This is a genomic window from Pseudoalteromonas sp. S4492 (genome assembly GCF_005886115.1).
GTDB classification, from domain to species: Bacteria; Pseudomonadota; Gammaproteobacteria; order Enterobacterales; family Alteromonadaceae; genus Pseudoalteromonas; species Pseudoalteromonas gelatinilytica.
The window spans coordinates 89,688-104,919 of sequence record NZ_PNCP01000027.1 but is presented as its reverse complement, the minus strand read 5'-3'; the positions used below and the strand labels follow the sequence as shown (position 1 = coordinate 104,919).

The window sequence follows — 15,232 nt, the reverse complement described above, 5'->3', positions numbered from 1 at the left end:
TTTTGTCTCTGAAGTTCGATGGATTAACCATATTTCCCTGTACAGCTAACGCCGCCATATGGGGCGCACAAATGCTTGGCTAAACTTAGCGAAGAATGAGCGCAAGCCAAGCGTTTTGCGTCCAATTGCCATAATGGCCTTGTTAGTTGTAATTTACTCTTCACCAACTGGGTAAGCAGAATACTCAATAGATATACCACAATTTAATAGTAACTCTAATGTGTTTAACGAAAACTGGAGTGATGCAATAAACTGAACATCATCACCAACACCTATACCAAGAGATAACTCAGCGGAAAGCCCTGACTTATTGAAGTTGACCGATTGTTCTTTCAACTGATTAAGGAATTTTTCTATTGAAATAGTTAATCCTATGGGTGTATCAGTATCTGCAATCTCATACACACAGCCAAAATCTTGATAAGTTTTGCTCGCTATTATTGAGTCCCCACAAGACCAACTCCTAAATGGCAATGGAGGAATTTTGGCTTTGGCAATTTCTAATTCTTCTTTTGAACCACGAATAGTTAATGTAGCTAGATTCAAGTGCTCAACTTCCTTATTACAACTAACATGTTTATAGCGAGCGAATCGCGCGTTTTTCTACCACTGCGTCGCTCGCTTTTCTGAATGACTCATTTGTAACAAACTTCTTAACTAATTGCCATTACTACTAAAATGCAGTAATTCTAGCTTTTGTCTCAGGACAAAAACGAGCGATTGGGTCGTTTTCCTGACTATGCAAGCAATATGCTTTGACGAAATAGAACAGTAATTTCGAACGGCCGAAGTTCGCTCTTTTGAGTCATGCGCCTAAACACGTTTAGGGGCAATAACAAGTTAGCCTTCATCAATAACCATAAATTATCACCTAACAAACATACGTATTTGCACAGTACAAATGAGGAGAACCTGTGTGAAGACATTTTGTTTAGAGCTCGTACTTGGGTTAGTTCGAGTGGGTGTGAATAGTATTTATCTGTTTATCTCACTTGCGATATTTTTGTGGGTTCTTGATTACCCCGAAACTTCTAGACTGGCGTCTGCTAACTTACTCGAAAGCTATGAGCACATTATTTTGGCATACATATGTGCTGACATTTTAAGTTTCATAGAATCAAAATTACGAGACAAATACCTTTAATTCTAAGCGCCCTGTGGGCGCTTTTTTAAATTCTGATATAACTACGATTTTACTCTCTTATAAACCGAAAAAAGCGCCATATAGTCGCTTTGGTGGACAAACATAGGAGGTTAGTAAAACCTTAGTAACACATACTCAAGCATCTTTTTCATGCTGGGTGCGCGCTTTTCTGCATAGAGATAGTAGCCCGTTGCACCCATTACAAATTTGGTGCAAAACAGGCTCATTACGATTAACCATACAAGATTATCTGTGACCTTAAGCTGATAAAACGTAAATCCAACACCACTGAATAGAATCAGTGCGATAACAATCTCTATGCGATTGCGATAGATAAATGAGTGTTTAAAACTCATCTATTCCACCGCAAGAAATATCTATCCCCCAATCAGTATCATCAAATAGAGAGAAAGAATCACAGCTTGTTGTATCAGAAAAATCACTGTTATCTGTGCCAAATACGTTGCCACCTATATCTACACAATTGCCATTATCAGCATCATTGATAGGTAAACCGGTTGCAGGATTAATCGATGTAGTCGTCATTTTTTAACCTCTTAGAGTGGGTGGGTTCTCTTTAAAAGTTAATGATTTTGTGATAAAAAACAAACTTGTTTGACTGCGAAGCTCAGCAACAAACAGTTTGAATTATCACTTACTTCTTTTCTATTTATCTCACTATTCACAAACAATATTACTTTGTTTTGTTACGAAGTAGACTTACTTTTTCGTCTGAAAGACATCAAATCCAGCCTAATTCGGAACGAAATTAGGCAATAAAAAGCGTCTCAGAATGAGACCAATAAGTCGCGTAATGTGCCGTAGGCGAAGCCAAAGAAACATGGAGCAGCGCGAATGTACAGCTGGTCTGTACTCACCGCGATGATGTTTCGCCCTAGCGAAATTCGGTTGAAATTTGGTACAAATTGAAAAGCGAACCACCTTTTCGATAGAAAAGTAAGCGATATGATAAAGGCAGATAATGGGGCACCCATCGCCTGTTCATATAGCGGCATTGTGGCGGTGAGTACAGAGCGTAGCTCGGTACATTCGCGCTATGGCTTAATACGCTAGAGCGATAGCTCGTTGAGTCAGCTCGTTGCGGAGCAACATCAGAGATGACGGGCGTTTTAAGACATATGTTTGAACAACAACGTTGTGAAGACATCAGCTGAAAGCTGCCTGTTGTTGCGATAATCATCGCGACAACTCTACCGGGCATGCGTACAAAGCATCCCGGTAGGAAAACCGGCAGATAATCGCTAAACAGCGATAATTTGCAAGGTGGGTTGTTAATTAAAGATTCAAACTAACAACCAAGGTCTTTAAACATGACAAGCATCCAAAACAACAATACCTGTAGCCAACTTCAGCTTGCCTACCCTCGCTATTTTGATATTGATATGCGCTACTATGAAGGTGCAAACAATCATCAAAAGTTTAGCAATCGCCTTAAGCTCTCAATCCTTATTGCCATTCGATTTACTATCATCACACCAGGCCTTGTGAGTTGGCTTTATGGCATCTCACACCGATTAGCCTTGGAGCATTTAAATAGACTCACTAGTGATGGCTTTTTAAAGCTCGTTAAAACACATCGCAGCCCCGATGGGCGCGTCTATGTTCCAACCTACAGCGCCGCAAAGTACGCTGAAGAAATAATGAATATTGATGTCTACTTCAGAGCCAATACCAACCCCGCTTTACAGTTTAACCATAACAACGTTATGCATAACCTTATTAACACCTTTGTGATGCTAAGAGGCATTCACAATTATCACAATGATGGCACCTACGCCCCCATGTGGCAAAGCTTTATCACTGAACCCGAATTCAAGCGCGCCAATACAAGCACAGAGACCCGAACAGTCGATGGCGCAGTACGCTTATTAGATGGCTCAATTACAGCTATAGAAGTCGAACACTCCTTCAAGAACAAAACAGCACGGCAAGCCATTCTTCTAAAGTACCTAGCCTCACTTAAAAATGGCGACTACGACAAAGTGTTTTTATTCTCCCAATCGCAGCAAATTTTTGACGACATAAAGCGCCTGCATGAACAATTATTCGAAGAAATGACAACACGATTCGATAAGAAAACTCGCCACCCTCTCCTATCGCCTGAAGATGTCGAGCTACTGCAATCATCGATTATCTATCGAACCAAGCTATGTGATGAAATAAGTGAGAGGTTTTATAGCATTTAGATTTTGCTTACCAGTGGCGATAATAGCACCATATAAAAAGTAGAAATTTTTCGCAGAAATGGGCTATGAAGAAGGGTTCTAAATTGGGCATAACCGAGTAATGTCGGGAAAAATAAATTTAGGAGCCCTTAATGAATAACAAAGTTGGCATCTTTTGGTTTGCTGAAAACACATTAGTCTTTAAAGCTCAAAGTGCTATCGACTTAAAGCCAGATCAACTTGGATTTATTGATAGCACGCTGCAACACCAAGTTGAGTGGGAAGATAATAATATTTATCAATTGTTTGGTTTAATGCTAGACAACACTGACTACTACAACTTTCCCAGAGGTCGAGTTGTTTTTAATGTTGATCAAAATGCCTCATACGTATATTTAGACAAAAACTTGTTTAAAAAGCATATAGTTACAAAGATAAAAGCTAATTTTTCTTTACTAGATACAAATGTCAGGTTCTTTACTGATCCTCATTACAATTGCTTTGGTAGTATTTAGAACAAATAAAATACTACCAAATAACTGAGCACAGATACGCAGAGCTAGATTGGTGGTAACCTTGTGAAACTACTTACCAGAGGGAGCTGGTGATTGACTGCGTATAAAAGCCGGAATATCAAAAATATCACTTTGACTAGATACAACTGCTTTAGCTTTTGTTGTTTGCTCTACTTTAGGTATTGTTTCATCTATGTTTTTGGCATGAATTAACTGACTTTTTGCACCAGTGGCTATGATGAGTATTTCAAAGTTATTCGCCAAACTCGTAATTTTAGAAGCACCACAAATAACCACTGCGTTAGGGCTAACTTGATGACGTACTGTATCCATGATGGTGTTGTAACTACCTAATGAAATCTCATCGACACAATTAATTTGTACAATAACACCTGTACTTGTGCTCATATCAACACTGCTAACCAGAGGGTTACTCAGGGCTTGCGTAAGAGCCATTTGTAAATCGCTTTCATCTGCACACTTTCCAACCCCCAATACAGCATCGCCTTGGGCGTCCATTACTCTTTGAAAGTCACGCAGATCTACGTTAATTAATCCCTGATAACACAGCATATCAATGAGTGAGGTAATTAAAGAATGTAAAATTTGATTACTGTGCTTAAAGGCATCAAATAAGCCAATGTCATTGCCAAGCACCTCAATAAGTTGATCATTTGGTAAAGTGACAACAGCATTAGCGAACTGCTTTAATTCATCAAGCCCTTGCTCAGCTACTTTTCGCCTAAAATCCCCCTCACTGGTAAAGGGTAATGTTGCAATACAGATTACAGGCTTATTAAGATCTTTGGCTAACTTAGCTATGTATGGGCTAGCTCCTGTGCCAGTGCCACCTCCTAAGCCAGTTGCGCATAAGAGAATATCGCAACTTTTGATAAGCGTTAATAATTGCTCTTCACTTTCTTGTGCGGCGAGTAACCCTATTGCTGGGTCTGCGCCAGCGCCATAGCCGTTTGTAAGCTCAGCACCTATCAACACAAAATCATCACTTTGAGAGTGCTCTAATACAACCTTATCAGTATTAACGCAGTAAAACTTAGTTTGCGGGTTTTGAACCTCATTAAAAATGGTATTAACAGTGTTACAACCGCAGCCACCAATACCAAATACGCCAATAGACAAGCCATCTAAATTCTCAACTAACTCAAACATCATTGCTCCTCATTTTTTAAAGAGCATAACAACAAGGTGCGTCAATTTTTGACGCACCTAAAAGTCACAAGTTATAAGTGTTTGAAGCCTCATTTAGTTTTTTAATGATTCTGCTGCGTACAGCTTGAGGCTCTATTACCTCAAGCCAATGTGATGCTCTAAACAATTCACTTGTTAATTGCTCAGTGTCCTGCACATTGAATTTAAGCAGTGATGTTTGAGCATCTAACTTTTTCTGCTCTATTAACTCACCAAATTGTACAAACCCCTGATTCAATGAAGATTGAGACGGCACTTTGATAATCAAATTAATACTGTCCTGACGCTTTCCTTTATTAATCGCAGATCTTAAAGAGCTTAACTGCTCTAAATTTGGTTCACGCCGTGTCTTTTGTAATACTTTCACATTACGAATACGATAAACCGGCATCTGATAGCACTTGTCATGCAGCGTCCCTACCATAAACTGCGCCATAAGAATTCCGTTGTCTTCTTCAAGACCATAGAAGCTAAGTTCAGTAAAAGCTAACCAGTGTGCCTGATCATATAAAACGCGATAAATCTCAGCACTAACTGAACGATTATGTTTTATTGCATGCTCGATTTGTTCAACAACCTTGCTGTCAAGATTCACCTTAATCGAGCTATTATTTTCTAGGTTTAACCATTCAGGTTTGATGCCATTTAGTCGCTGTAATGCAATATCAGCTTTAGCATGAATTGTTTGTTTAATATCTACAGGGATATTCTGTGGCAGAAGCTGCTCAAGCAGTAAGTAATGCTGAGCAAGCTCAATACTTAGTAGCGGTGAGCTTCCCCGCCAATCCTTACTAATAGACCATGCATAAGGTTTTGTTCGTGTATCTTTTTCAAGGCCAAAACAGCCTTGATCGTATAAAGATTGAAGATCACGCTGCAACATGCGTGTTGAGAGGTCAATACCATGATTTAAGAGCTTAACTTTTAAGTCGAGTACTGAAACACGCTGCGGTTCAATTGGAATACTATTCAAAATTAAGTGATAGCGTTGGATTAACATTATCTCAAAGCCTCAACTAATATTTAATATAATAGAAAAAAGGGCTTAATTGCCAACCAATGTTGTATAAACTATAGCTAACTGAAGAGATTTAATTTTGTGATCAATTTAGAATATTAATCACAAAATCAAATTTATCTAGTCATCATAATTTAACTTGCATTTGGTATCGACCGTAGTCTTCAAATCTATATGGAACATTAACCTCTGATAGTTTAGCTGGTTTTATGATAAATACGTTAACCCCATCTGGAATACGTTGCACCTCCCAATTATGATTACAGCTAGACCTTCTAATAGCGAAACAGTTTTCATCCCTAGAAATCCATTGTTCTTCATTGGCTTTTTCGCCACAACAAGGGCAATACAACAACTCTTCAAATCTTTCTGCGGCCTCAGTAACTGCATCAACAGCCTGGGCGATAGAAACATCCTGCTTATGCTCTTTCTTAAACTCCAGTAGCTTGGGTTTAGTAGCTAGACATGGCTTTATTATGGTGATGCTATTATTCTCAAACTTCCAATAGCCATTTGCATTCATTCGGTTTAACGCTTTTAAAAGCAGTGATGGAGCTTTAGATATTGTAATTCCAATAGTTCGCAATGTTTGACTGATTAACCACTTCGAAATCAAAACAGCTAGCTGTTCTAATGAATAAAAATTGGTTGGTGCAGTACAAAGGTATTTTTCATTCATTTCTACAGAAGAACCTAAAGAAAGCAATATCCTTTGACTGTTTTCCATCAACTCTGTGTCTGAGAGGTCAATACTATTGTTGAAACACGGAATAAAGAATAAACTATGTTCAGGTGTTTTTAATACGATTTCAGAGCCAGTTGTTACCTCAAGATAAATGGCCTGGTTTCCATTTCTTTTAAAACAGTTTGGTGTCAATTCATTAAAACCAAGTTCATGCAATGTTCGTTTCACTAAGTCACGACAATATTGTGAATATGCAACTGCAAGCTTCTTATTTCGTTGAAAGATTTGTTCAGAATCGAGGTTATTAGCTTGCTGAGTATCCAACCAACTATTCCATAACCTTGCTACATGACGATAATGCTGATCATGTGACAAAACGTTGGTCATATTTAACTTAAGCGGAACATGAATATTATGAGTTAACTTTAGGTACAAACCTGAATGTTGTAATGTTCTTATTTTTTTCAACATCTTCGTTAGCAGTTCAAGTGTTGCTATTCCGTGTACTGCGGCATCATCCGCCTGTTCATCATCAGAAAAGCCTTCTCCCCATAAGGTAAAGATACTGTTCCGCAACTCAAAATAAATACCGTCCGCATTCTGAAAACTCACTGCTTGCTTGAATATTTCTTCTAATTTTTTAACTTCTAAAATGCGCTTAACTAAATATTGCTCAATATTACCCAATAATTTCACATAGACTCGATTTTCATAAATATTGAGCTGGTCCTCACTTTCTAAAGCGAGGATTTGTTTAGGGATCACACCAGTTAATGTCCTGGTTTGCCAACACTCTGAATGAGAAGCTAGGTGAGCATTGGCGGAGCGTGCAACTTTTTTAGCCCTGGATACTGGAACAAGATGCTCTTCATAAATTAACTCCATTCTAGGCCGCCTGGCAATTTCTTGGAGATGCCCTTTTTTTAGAACATCGACTAGTAATTCCTCAAATTTACTCAATTCAAAGCGAGCAAGTAATTTATCTGGTATAAGAAAAGAGCTATCTTTCCCCAAGTCAACCGCATCTTGATATGCGAGTATTGCGCTCTCGATAATTTCTAATTCGGTCTCAAGTTGTTCCGACTTTTCATTATGAATAAATGAGCCTACTTGAGATCCAATGTGAAACTTTTCTGTTCCATCACTAACAAGAAAATCATCTGGCTGAATATTTGAATGTCCATTAAAAATGCACGGTGCCTGAGCCGCATATCTTCCAGACACAATATTTTCAGGAAGCTGTTTTACTAACTTCCCGTTAAATCTGTCATACCAAGTAATCATTAAAGACTACTCTTTTTCTTCAATTCATTATTTAAGAGTTTCAAGCTCGCTTCAGGTTTGGAATTAAAGCCTTGAGTACGCCAAAACTCATTTAATGCATCAATTAGATTTGAAATATCTTCATGCTCAGTGTCATAACGGCCAGTCGCTTTACCCGCCCTTAACACCTTAGTTGCTAACATATGATCCAAGGCAAAACCCAAATCACTACCACACTCAAGCATCACTGGTATAAATCTAATCAAGTGCCTTTCTAGTCGATTGCCCCAACTAACATTGAATTCTTCCTCTAAAATCATTGAAAGCTCAGAACCATCTAATGCTTTAATAAGCTTAGTGACTTGAGAGTTATGTTTGTTAGCTGCCGCTTCAAAGGCTGCCTCAAGTGAATCAAAACTGTAAGTCACTTGCTCAAGATCTTTGTTGATTTCAAACGAATTCTTATGCCTTGGAAGCTCCATTACATGGGCACGGTCATAAGTTTTATCAGCGAACTCAAACGTTGTTTCATCGTGGTTAGCTGTGCCAATAAACCAAAGGTTTTCGGGTATTTTAATTTTTCTTCCATCTATTAACTTTTCAGGCCCATTAGGTTGTCCTGTTGTCATCAACGTAAGAATACGGTCTTTGGGATCTAATTCTAAAGCTGATAAAAACTCTGCAAAATATTGTTCTGGTCTGGAAAGATTCATTTCATCTAGTAAAACGATGTATGGACGATCACTGTATGCCGGAGATTGTGCTTCATATAAAGCTTGCAAAGTTTCTTGCTCGTAAAACTTCTTCTCGAACGCATTAAAGTGACCAATTAAATCTCCTTTATCACGCCAGCCAGCTTGAACAGATATGGTTTTCACACCACCACCAACAGCCCTTGCAAATGCTTTTGCTAAGCTTGTTTTACCTGTACCGCTGATCCCTTGTAGGATATGTAAACGGCTCATAGCAAGGCCAGCAATAAACAGCCAAATATCTTCAAGGCGATAGTACAACTCTTTCTGTTCATGAGAGTCCCAAGCAATACGATGCTGAAGCTCTTCTGCAAAGTTTCTTAATGAAGGAATAGACTCTGTTGTCCCTTTAGCTCTAAGTTTGCTATCAAGCTCTAACAGAGCTGGAAATGCGGTTTTAGTCTGTTGCTTATTAACTAGATCATCAACATCAGCGCTCAACTGATCAACTGCTGCCTTTAGTAATTGATTGTGTTTTTCCAAAGTTTGCTTCTGCTTTTGAACTTGCTCTAACTCAATAACGGACATTCTACTTTTTGTAAGCTGCACTTTATTTTGCTGTAGCTCTGCATGAGCATTATTGTATTCTTGCTCTAATGCTTCGTAGGTCTTTTTAAGCTCTTTGTAATTTTGTTCAAGCTGTTCGCTAGGCTTCTCATCTAACTGTAAACGCAGTTTGCTTACCTCTTGTTTGTAATGATTAAGTTGCTCTAAAACCTCTTGTGGCGTAGCGTCACCAAATTGTCTCTCTATGTCCTTAAATGAACTCAACTTTTCAAGTAACTGCTTTTCACCTTGGTCATACTGAGCAATTTGCTTTTCAAGGTTAGACTTCTGGTTTTCAAGTGAAGATATCTGATAGGTGAATTCTTTTTCAATTTCATCTTTTAGTGAGATTTTATAGCTACTGGCTTCTTCATTGGTTAGTTGTGCTTGCTTACGCTTTCTCTCAATTAGTATTTTCTCTTGGTTTAATTGGAACTCTTTTTCGTCTAATTCTGCTTCTTTAGAAGATAACTCATGTAGCTTTTCTTCAAGCAAGGCTTTTTCCGCTTCATTCAACGATTGTTTAGCTTTAGTTAGCTCATCTACTTCTTTTTCAAGATTTAATTTTTTCTGTTCCAATGATTCGCGAAGCTTATTCTGTTTTTCCTCAAACGAATCCAGCATTTCCATGTGTTTTGCGGCAAACCCATTTTCAGCATCAAGTTCTTGCTCTTTTAGCTCTTCGAGTTTGTTGGCAATTTCAGCCGTATCTTCTGCATTCTTCTTTTTGTTTGCTAATAGCTCTTTAGATTGCTTATCTAAATCTTTTTTCTCTAACTCGATTTTCTTTTTAAGTTCTTCAACCGACTCTTCTAATTGCTTTGATCTTGATAAACTTTGCCTATTATCCGCTTCAATCTTCTTGTTTTGCTCTACTAGCTTTTTAAGTTCGCCAACCAAAGTTTGAATATCGTTGCCGTAAGATTCTGATGCTTCTTTTTTTTGCTCTTCACTCGCAGCATCATGTGACGTTTTTGCTAGCTTAAGCTTTTCAGCCATAGCGCCAAAAACAGAACCGCTATCACTTTCTGCTAGATTGTCCACAGCAGCTAAAGCGCTACCAATTTTATCCGCTGTTGAATTTGATGGATTTGTTGCATTTGCAGCTACAGGCTGCTTCCGTGCTTTGTTTCGTTTTGCCATTATTTACTTCCTAATATTCTTTCTAAAACTTTTAATAATTCATCTACTGAATTGAGGTGATTTATAACCTCTTCTTTTGTTAAAACTTCACCACTCGCATGACTGGCTTTATTGTTTCTGTCATCAGCAAGCCGTATTGCATCGTCTAGCCAGTTAGGCAGTTGAATTGATAATTGCTCCACAACCTTTGGAAACGTTAGTAACATCGCAGCAAGCATCGGCTTTAATGATTGGTTGCCTCTTGTCATTGCTGATTGAACATTGCCCCCTCTAACGGTTGCTAACCTTTTCGCGGCATAGGCACTAACGCCGCTAACTCCTAAGTAAATTTGCTCAATAAGTCTTTTGTCATGCTGAAAAACAGGTCGATTACCGTTCCACCGCATGACTAAAACTTCCCAGTCATTGCTGGCTTCATTAGGCTTCATAAAGGTTTTTAACCAAGCTTCGATTATTTTCTGCAACTCACTCAACAACCCATCCAAGACTTCTGGTCTAGGTATTTGCGATTGTTCAACCTGGTTCTTAAATCGCAGTGTTGCTAGGACATGCTTTTCTATCAGTGAATATTCTTGAACCCAGGGATAGTTTGATAACAACTCTACTTTTGCCTGCTCCTCAAATAGCTGTTCTTGTTGCTTGTAATTGAGCGTATGTTCATCTTCAGCGATCCCCATTACTTCATTAACTCTAGAAGCAAAATGCTTATTTGAATCTAACAACTGTTCAGCAATATCATTTAGCTCAGGAAGGGTTTCCGTTAGTCCCGTTGGGTCAGATAAATACCACGAGCGCTCACCAGAAATTGTTGAAAATAGCTTAGTGTGGATAAACGCTGCGATAGGTTCAGGCTCAATAAACTCAATTGAGTAGGTAACTTCTAACGCATCGTCAGATATATAAAAATCAGCTTGCTTTAACTGGTTCAATACTCTGCGATAGGCTCTTAAGCTGGTGTTCATTTGCTCTGACGTTGGCGCTTCTGGCTTAACGCTATTACTTATTAACAAGGGCTTTACTAACTTCCCAGAGCCTTTACTTCGAACAAATTGAGGGAAACGCTCACTGAAATCCATGCCTTCAATGTGCGGTAGTGTAGAAAGTACCCTCGGCATCAACTTTCCCGTTGTTGCATCTTGAAGTATGTAATAACTTGTTTTCTCGTTTGTAGACTCTTCTACACCTAAAAGTAACTGCTTGGCTTTTTCTGTATGACTCCAACCATCAAGGTAATCATCATTAGTTAACTGAGCTAATATGTGCCTAATAAGCTCTTTATCTAAATTGCTATATCGGCATAATTTTTCGTTGTCGCGGCACCCTGCCAAAATAAGCTTTAACACCAACATCTGAAAAATATTCAAACTTGGTTTACTTTTGGGCGCAGCTACTCGCCATAGATAAAACGGCCAAAAGATATCTTTTTCATTCTGGTATCGCTTCAGCTTACTTTTCAAGTAGCAAGCATCTTGAATATCTCTATGTGTAATCATGATTTCACCCCACAGAGTTCGTGAATAAATGCCCATACTTGAGGAATGGCTTTTTCAGCTGACTCGCTAGAAAACATCGCTTTATCACCAACAACTTTAATTAAACTCTTAGCTCGACTAAACGCCACATTTAAACGGTTTGGCGTGCGAATGAAGCCATATTTTTTTCGGTATGCATTCTCATCTGATGCCGAAAAGTCATTAGAGCGAACCGTTGATAGAATCACCACATCAAACTCTTTCCCCTGAAAAGCATCAACAGAGCCAACTCGAATTTTTTCTTCTCCTTCTTCAGTTGTTTTAAAGCCTGGCAGATACTCCCAACCATCTTTTGATTTTTGGCAAATGCCTACTTGCGCAAGCTTATTTAAAATTAACTCTCGCTGAGCTGCAAAGAAGGTAATCACACCTACACTTAAATTAGGATTTTCTGCAAACAACTCTTTCACTTCACTAACAACTTTTTGTGCTTCGCAATCGCGTTGCCAACTAGTCCCTGAACGCTGCTCTTTGCCAGACTGTAATGGCAAATCAATCCACTCGGCTACTTTACCTTTATACTTAGCAATACCGAGATCAAAATGCTCTTTCCTTGAGCCTGCTTTTAGTTTTGGCTCTCCTTCAGCTTCATAAAACGAACGACTAACAAATCCGCCGATATCTGGATGCATCCTAAACTGGGTATCCAACATCACAGTTCGCTGAATCCCATCTTTGGCTTGGCGAGCTTTTAATTGCGTATATAATCGTTCGAAAAGACTCATTTTGATCGCTTTGGCAGTCTCTTGTTGCAAGTCACCTGCTTCAATCATTTCATTTTCAATATCGGGTTCTAACATTTGCGGTAGCTGGAAGTGATCTCCAACCAATACGATCCGCTTCACTGCCAGTGACATTGGAATAAACAAATCAAGCGGGTTTGCTCTGGCAGCTTCATCCACAATGACCGTATCGAAGGTAAAGTCTCCGCCAACTTCATCTAAAGAAGCATTAATTTGCTCTTTATACTTCACAACCTGTTGACCGGCAGAGCGTTGGCACGATGCACCAATTGACGTTGTGTAGTCTCTTACACTTTTTGCAAGGTAATCCGGTTGATACTTGATTAAATCTAAATACTCCTCGATAACATCAGGTATTCCCGCTGCACAATTCATTGCGTGCTTAGCGATAACTTCATTCAATTGATGAAGCGTTGATATTTCTTCTTTTGAAAGCTCAACTTGTAACGACTTAGGTCGGTAATCGGGGATTAAATCATCGAGTAACTTATTTTTTATTTCTTTAATTTTTTCAAAATCTTCAGCACTGAGAGTCAGTTTTTCGATAATTTCATCAAGAACTTCAGCTTGTTCTTCATATCGCCCCGTTCTGCGTAAAGCGGATAGACACTTGAAAGACTGTTCATAGCCATCATCGTAATACGCTCGTTCAGAGGTTCGTAAACCTCTAACTTGGCTCAGCAACAAAGAATTAGAAGTTGGGTTGTTCTCATCAACTTGAGTGTCAAACTGTTGCTCAAGTTTTGCTTTCAAGGACTGAGGTATATCAAAACCGTGATTTATCCTAAGATTATCAATATCCTCAAGAAGACTTTTTATCCGCTCGTGTTTTTGTTTTTTATCTACACGAGAAGCTAGAATTGTCGCTATATCCTTGCGAATGTTTTTTATAATTTTATAACTGCCGTCATTTTGAGCTAACTCATTCGCAACTTCAGTTAAATTACTTGTTTGTTTCTGGCTCCACTGCTCCAATAAATAAGGGGCGCGGGTATTGTCATCCGCTCTAATCGCCGGAATACCAAATGCCTCAGATCTAGCGATGACATTATCCACCGCATCATTTTGATAGCTAGTAAGTAGTATTTGCCCCGTTAAATTGCTTTTATGCTCTTCTGCCAACCTATTTTGCAGCGCACTAATAACTTGGGTTTTCCCCGTACCTGGAGGGCCGAGAATTAAGGCAATATCAGGTGTATTAAGAGCGACATCTAATGCTTCTATCTGCTTTGGAGTTGGTTCACCTTTGAAAGATCTTCTCGCCGCAGCGGTTAACGGCTTCAATTTATTTTTGGCTTGTTTTTGCCTAGAAATACTAAAATCTTGATCTTCAATTAACAGACGTAGGTCTTTCATTGGATTCAAAAAGCCTGTTATTGAATCCCTTGCTTGCTCACGTCGTTGCATTTGCACAATTGAGCCACTAATCGACAAATAAATAACACCTTTTTCTTCAGGCTTTCCGTAAGAGTTTAAATTGAGCGTTATATACTGATTAGTATGCCCCGAAAATTGAGCAGCAATACTCTCTACCTTTTCATCCTTTTCAAGCCCAATATCACCAATATTATTCTCTAACCAGCTAGGTAAGCGCTTGTTGATCTCTAGCGTAGAGTTAGGCTCTTCTCTTAAAGCGGAGACTAAACGGTTAACTTTATCAGTATCTTTTTCTTGGAAGTAAAACTTCCATTTAACACCATCAATCGAGTCTTCTTTATCGATTTTGATATAACGAACAAAGCCAGCGTTATTGGCGAGTTCCAGCGCTTTTTCTTTAACTTTTTGGTTGTATTGATTCCATAAGTTTATGTATGTTGAGTTATCTCGATTTAACTCCTCAAGCTTTTGCTTAATCAAGGGATCATTGATTCTAGCTACTTCGGTAAAGTCAACGAACGATAATTCACAATCTATCGAACTCAAATCGAACTTAACCTTGCGGCGCAATTTCTTAACCGATTTCGCCCACATCCTTTGCTCTGGTGTATATTGCGCTTCTAGCAAACTCGTTTTACCTACAATCGTTAGCCCTCTATTTTCAGCAACGCTTGCTTTATTGATTGCTGTTAGCACTTTCGATTGGTTATTTACATCAAGTACAAACTCGCTTTTTAGCCAATCAGTTACGCTATCAATGTCTTTGTTTTTTAGCTTTGCGAGTTTAGCTACTTGCTCAATAGTGTTTTCATCTACAGAAATTTGCAGCTCGTGAAAATCCAAATTATTTGGTAAGCAGGGGATCGCTTGAATAAGCACCTTATTTTCTTGTTTAGAAATCGGTATCCAAATAAAGTGCTCAATGTCGCCATAGCTATCAAATACTTCAGCGTTAGTAACCTGTGCTAAAAGCTCATTTTGCTTAATAAACAGCTCGTCGTGGATAATGTGAAAAGAGATATCTTGTTCACAGTCGAAAGCCGAAATAGCATCCTCTTCTATAGCAACTTCAATGATCTTTTCTTGAGTTAAATGTTTAAGATCTTGCGTATTCATCAG

At 38.7% G+C, this 15,232-nt stretch carries 11 protein-coding genes; 2 read left to right on the top strand and 9 right to left on the bottom strand.

What is annotated here, in order from left to right:
- Window positions 1-153: 153 nt before the first annotated feature.
- From CWC28_RS08595 to CWC28_RS08585, 3 genes are all read right to left on the bottom strand, one after another.
- Complete coding sequence (locus CWC28_RS08595) at window positions 154-546, bottom strand: hypothetical protein (protein ID WP_138624987.1); 393 nt, start codon at window positions 544-546, stop codon at window positions 154-156.
- A 708-nt stretch (window positions 547-1,254) separates the two neighbouring features.
- Window positions 1,255-1,500, bottom strand: coding sequence for a hypothetical protein (locus CWC28_RS08590; RefSeq protein ID WP_138624986.1), 246 nt, complete (start codon window positions 1,498-1,500; stop codon window positions 1,255-1,257).
- Window positions 1,490-1,690, bottom strand: a complete 201-nt coding sequence (locus CWC28_RS08585) for a hypothetical protein (protein WP_138624985.1) — start codon at window positions 1,688-1,690, stop codon at window positions 1,490-1,492. Before CWC28_RS08585 ends, CWC28_RS08590 begins: the two co-directional genes overlap by 11 nt.
- Window positions 1,691-2,475: 785 nt before the next feature.
- Between CWC28_RS08585 and CWC28_RS08580 the strand changes: the two genes are divergently transcribed.
- Both CWC28_RS08580 and CWC28_RS08575 read left to right on the top strand, forming a co-directional pair.
- Window positions 2,476-3,351: a hypothetical protein gene (locus tag CWC28_RS08580; protein WP_138624984.1), complete on the top strand. Its 876-nt coding sequence runs from the start codon at window positions 2,476-2,478 to the stop codon at window positions 3,349-3,351.
- A 131-nt stretch (window positions 3,352-3,482) separates the two neighbouring features.
- Window positions 3,483-3,845 carry a hypothetical protein gene (locus tag CWC28_RS08575; RefSeq protein WP_130167714.1) on the top strand — a complete coding sequence of 121 codons (363 nt, stop codon included), beginning with the start codon at window positions 3,483-3,485 and terminating at the stop codon, window positions 3,843-3,845.
- Between the two features lie 69 nt (window positions 3,846-3,914).
- On the opposite strand, the gene CWC28_RS08570 is transcribed toward CWC28_RS08575, so the two are convergent.
- From CWC28_RS08570 to CWC28_RS08545, 6 genes are all read right to left on the bottom strand, one after another.
- The gene (locus tag CWC28_RS08570; protein WP_249324953.1) at window positions 3,915-5,018 is read right to left on the bottom strand and encodes a cell division protein FtsZ; all 1,104 of its coding nucleotides are present in this window, start codon (window positions 5,016-5,018) and stop codon (window positions 3,915-3,917) included.
- 61 nt (window positions 5,019-5,079) lie between these two features.
- Window positions 5,080-6,054, bottom strand: coding sequence for a WYL domain-containing protein (locus CWC28_RS08565; protein WP_130167716.1), 975 nt, complete (start codon window positions 6,052-6,054; stop codon window positions 5,080-5,082).
- Window positions 6,055-6,199: 145 nt separating this feature from the next.
- Entirely contained in the window at window positions 6,200-8,041 is a 1,842-nt protein-coding gene (locus CWC28_RS08560) for a hypothetical protein (RefSeq protein WP_130167717.1), read from the bottom strand.
- Window positions 8,041-10,461, bottom strand: coding sequence for an AAA family ATPase (locus tag CWC28_RS08555; protein WP_130167718.1), 2,421 nt, complete (start codon window positions 10,459-10,461; stop codon window positions 8,041-8,043). The genes CWC28_RS08560 and CWC28_RS08555 overlap by 1 nt, the downstream gene beginning before the upstream one ends.
- Complete coding sequence (locus tag CWC28_RS08550) at window positions 10,461-11,954, bottom strand: hypothetical protein (protein ID WP_130167719.1); 1,494 nt, start codon at window positions 11,952-11,954, stop codon at window positions 10,461-10,463. Before CWC28_RS08550 ends, CWC28_RS08555 begins: the two co-directional genes overlap by 1 nt.
- On the bottom strand, window positions 11,951-15,229 hold the full coding sequence (locus CWC28_RS08545; protein ID WP_130167720.1) for a DEAD/DEAH box helicase: 3,279 nt from the start codon (window positions 15,227-15,229) through the stop codon (window positions 11,951-11,953). The genes CWC28_RS08550 and CWC28_RS08545 overlap by 4 nt, the downstream gene beginning before the upstream one ends.
- Window positions 15,230-15,232: the final 3 nt, after the last annotated feature.

What these genes read in the sequence shown, in the direction of transcription:
- CWC28_RS08590 (WP_138624986.1), bottom strand. Translation starts at nt 1,500, where the DNA reads ATGAGTTTTAAACACTCATTTATCTATCGCAATCGCATAGAGATTGTT.
- CWC28_RS08585 (WP_138624985.1), bottom strand. Translation starts at nt 1,690, where the DNA reads ATGACGACTACATCGATTAATCCTGCAACCGGTTTACCTATCAATGAT.
- CWC28_RS08580 (WP_138624984.1), top strand. Translation starts at nt 2,476, where the DNA reads ATGACAAGCATCCAAAACAACAATACCTGTAGCCAACTTCAGCTTGCC.
- CWC28_RS08575 (WP_130167714.1), top strand. Translation starts at nt 3,483, where the DNA reads ATGAATAACAAAGTTGGCATCTTTTGGTTTGCTGAAAACACATTAGTC.
- CWC28_RS08570 (WP_249324953.1), bottom strand. Translation starts at nt 5,018, where the DNA reads ATGATGTTTGAGTTAGTTGAGAATTTAGATGGCTTGTCTATTGGCGTA.
- CWC28_RS08565 (WP_130167716.1), bottom strand. Translation starts at nt 6,054, where the DNA reads ATGTTAATCCAACGCTATCACTTAATTTTGAATAGTATTCCAATTGAA.
- CWC28_RS08560 (WP_130167717.1), bottom strand. Translation starts at nt 8,041, where the DNA reads ATGATTACTTGGTATGACAGATTTAACGGGAAGTTAGTAAAACAGCTT.
- CWC28_RS08555 (WP_130167718.1), bottom strand. Translation starts at nt 10,461, where the DNA reads ATGGCAAAACGAAACAAAGCACGGAAGCAGCCTGTAGCTGCAAATGCA.
- CWC28_RS08550 (WP_130167719.1), bottom strand. Translation starts at nt 11,954, where the DNA reads ATGATTACACATAGAGATATTCAAGATGCTTGCTACTTGAAAAGTAAG.
- CWC28_RS08545 (WP_130167720.1), bottom strand. Translation starts at nt 15,229, where the DNA reads ATGAATACGCAAGATCTTAAACATTTAACTCAAGAAAAGATCATTGAA.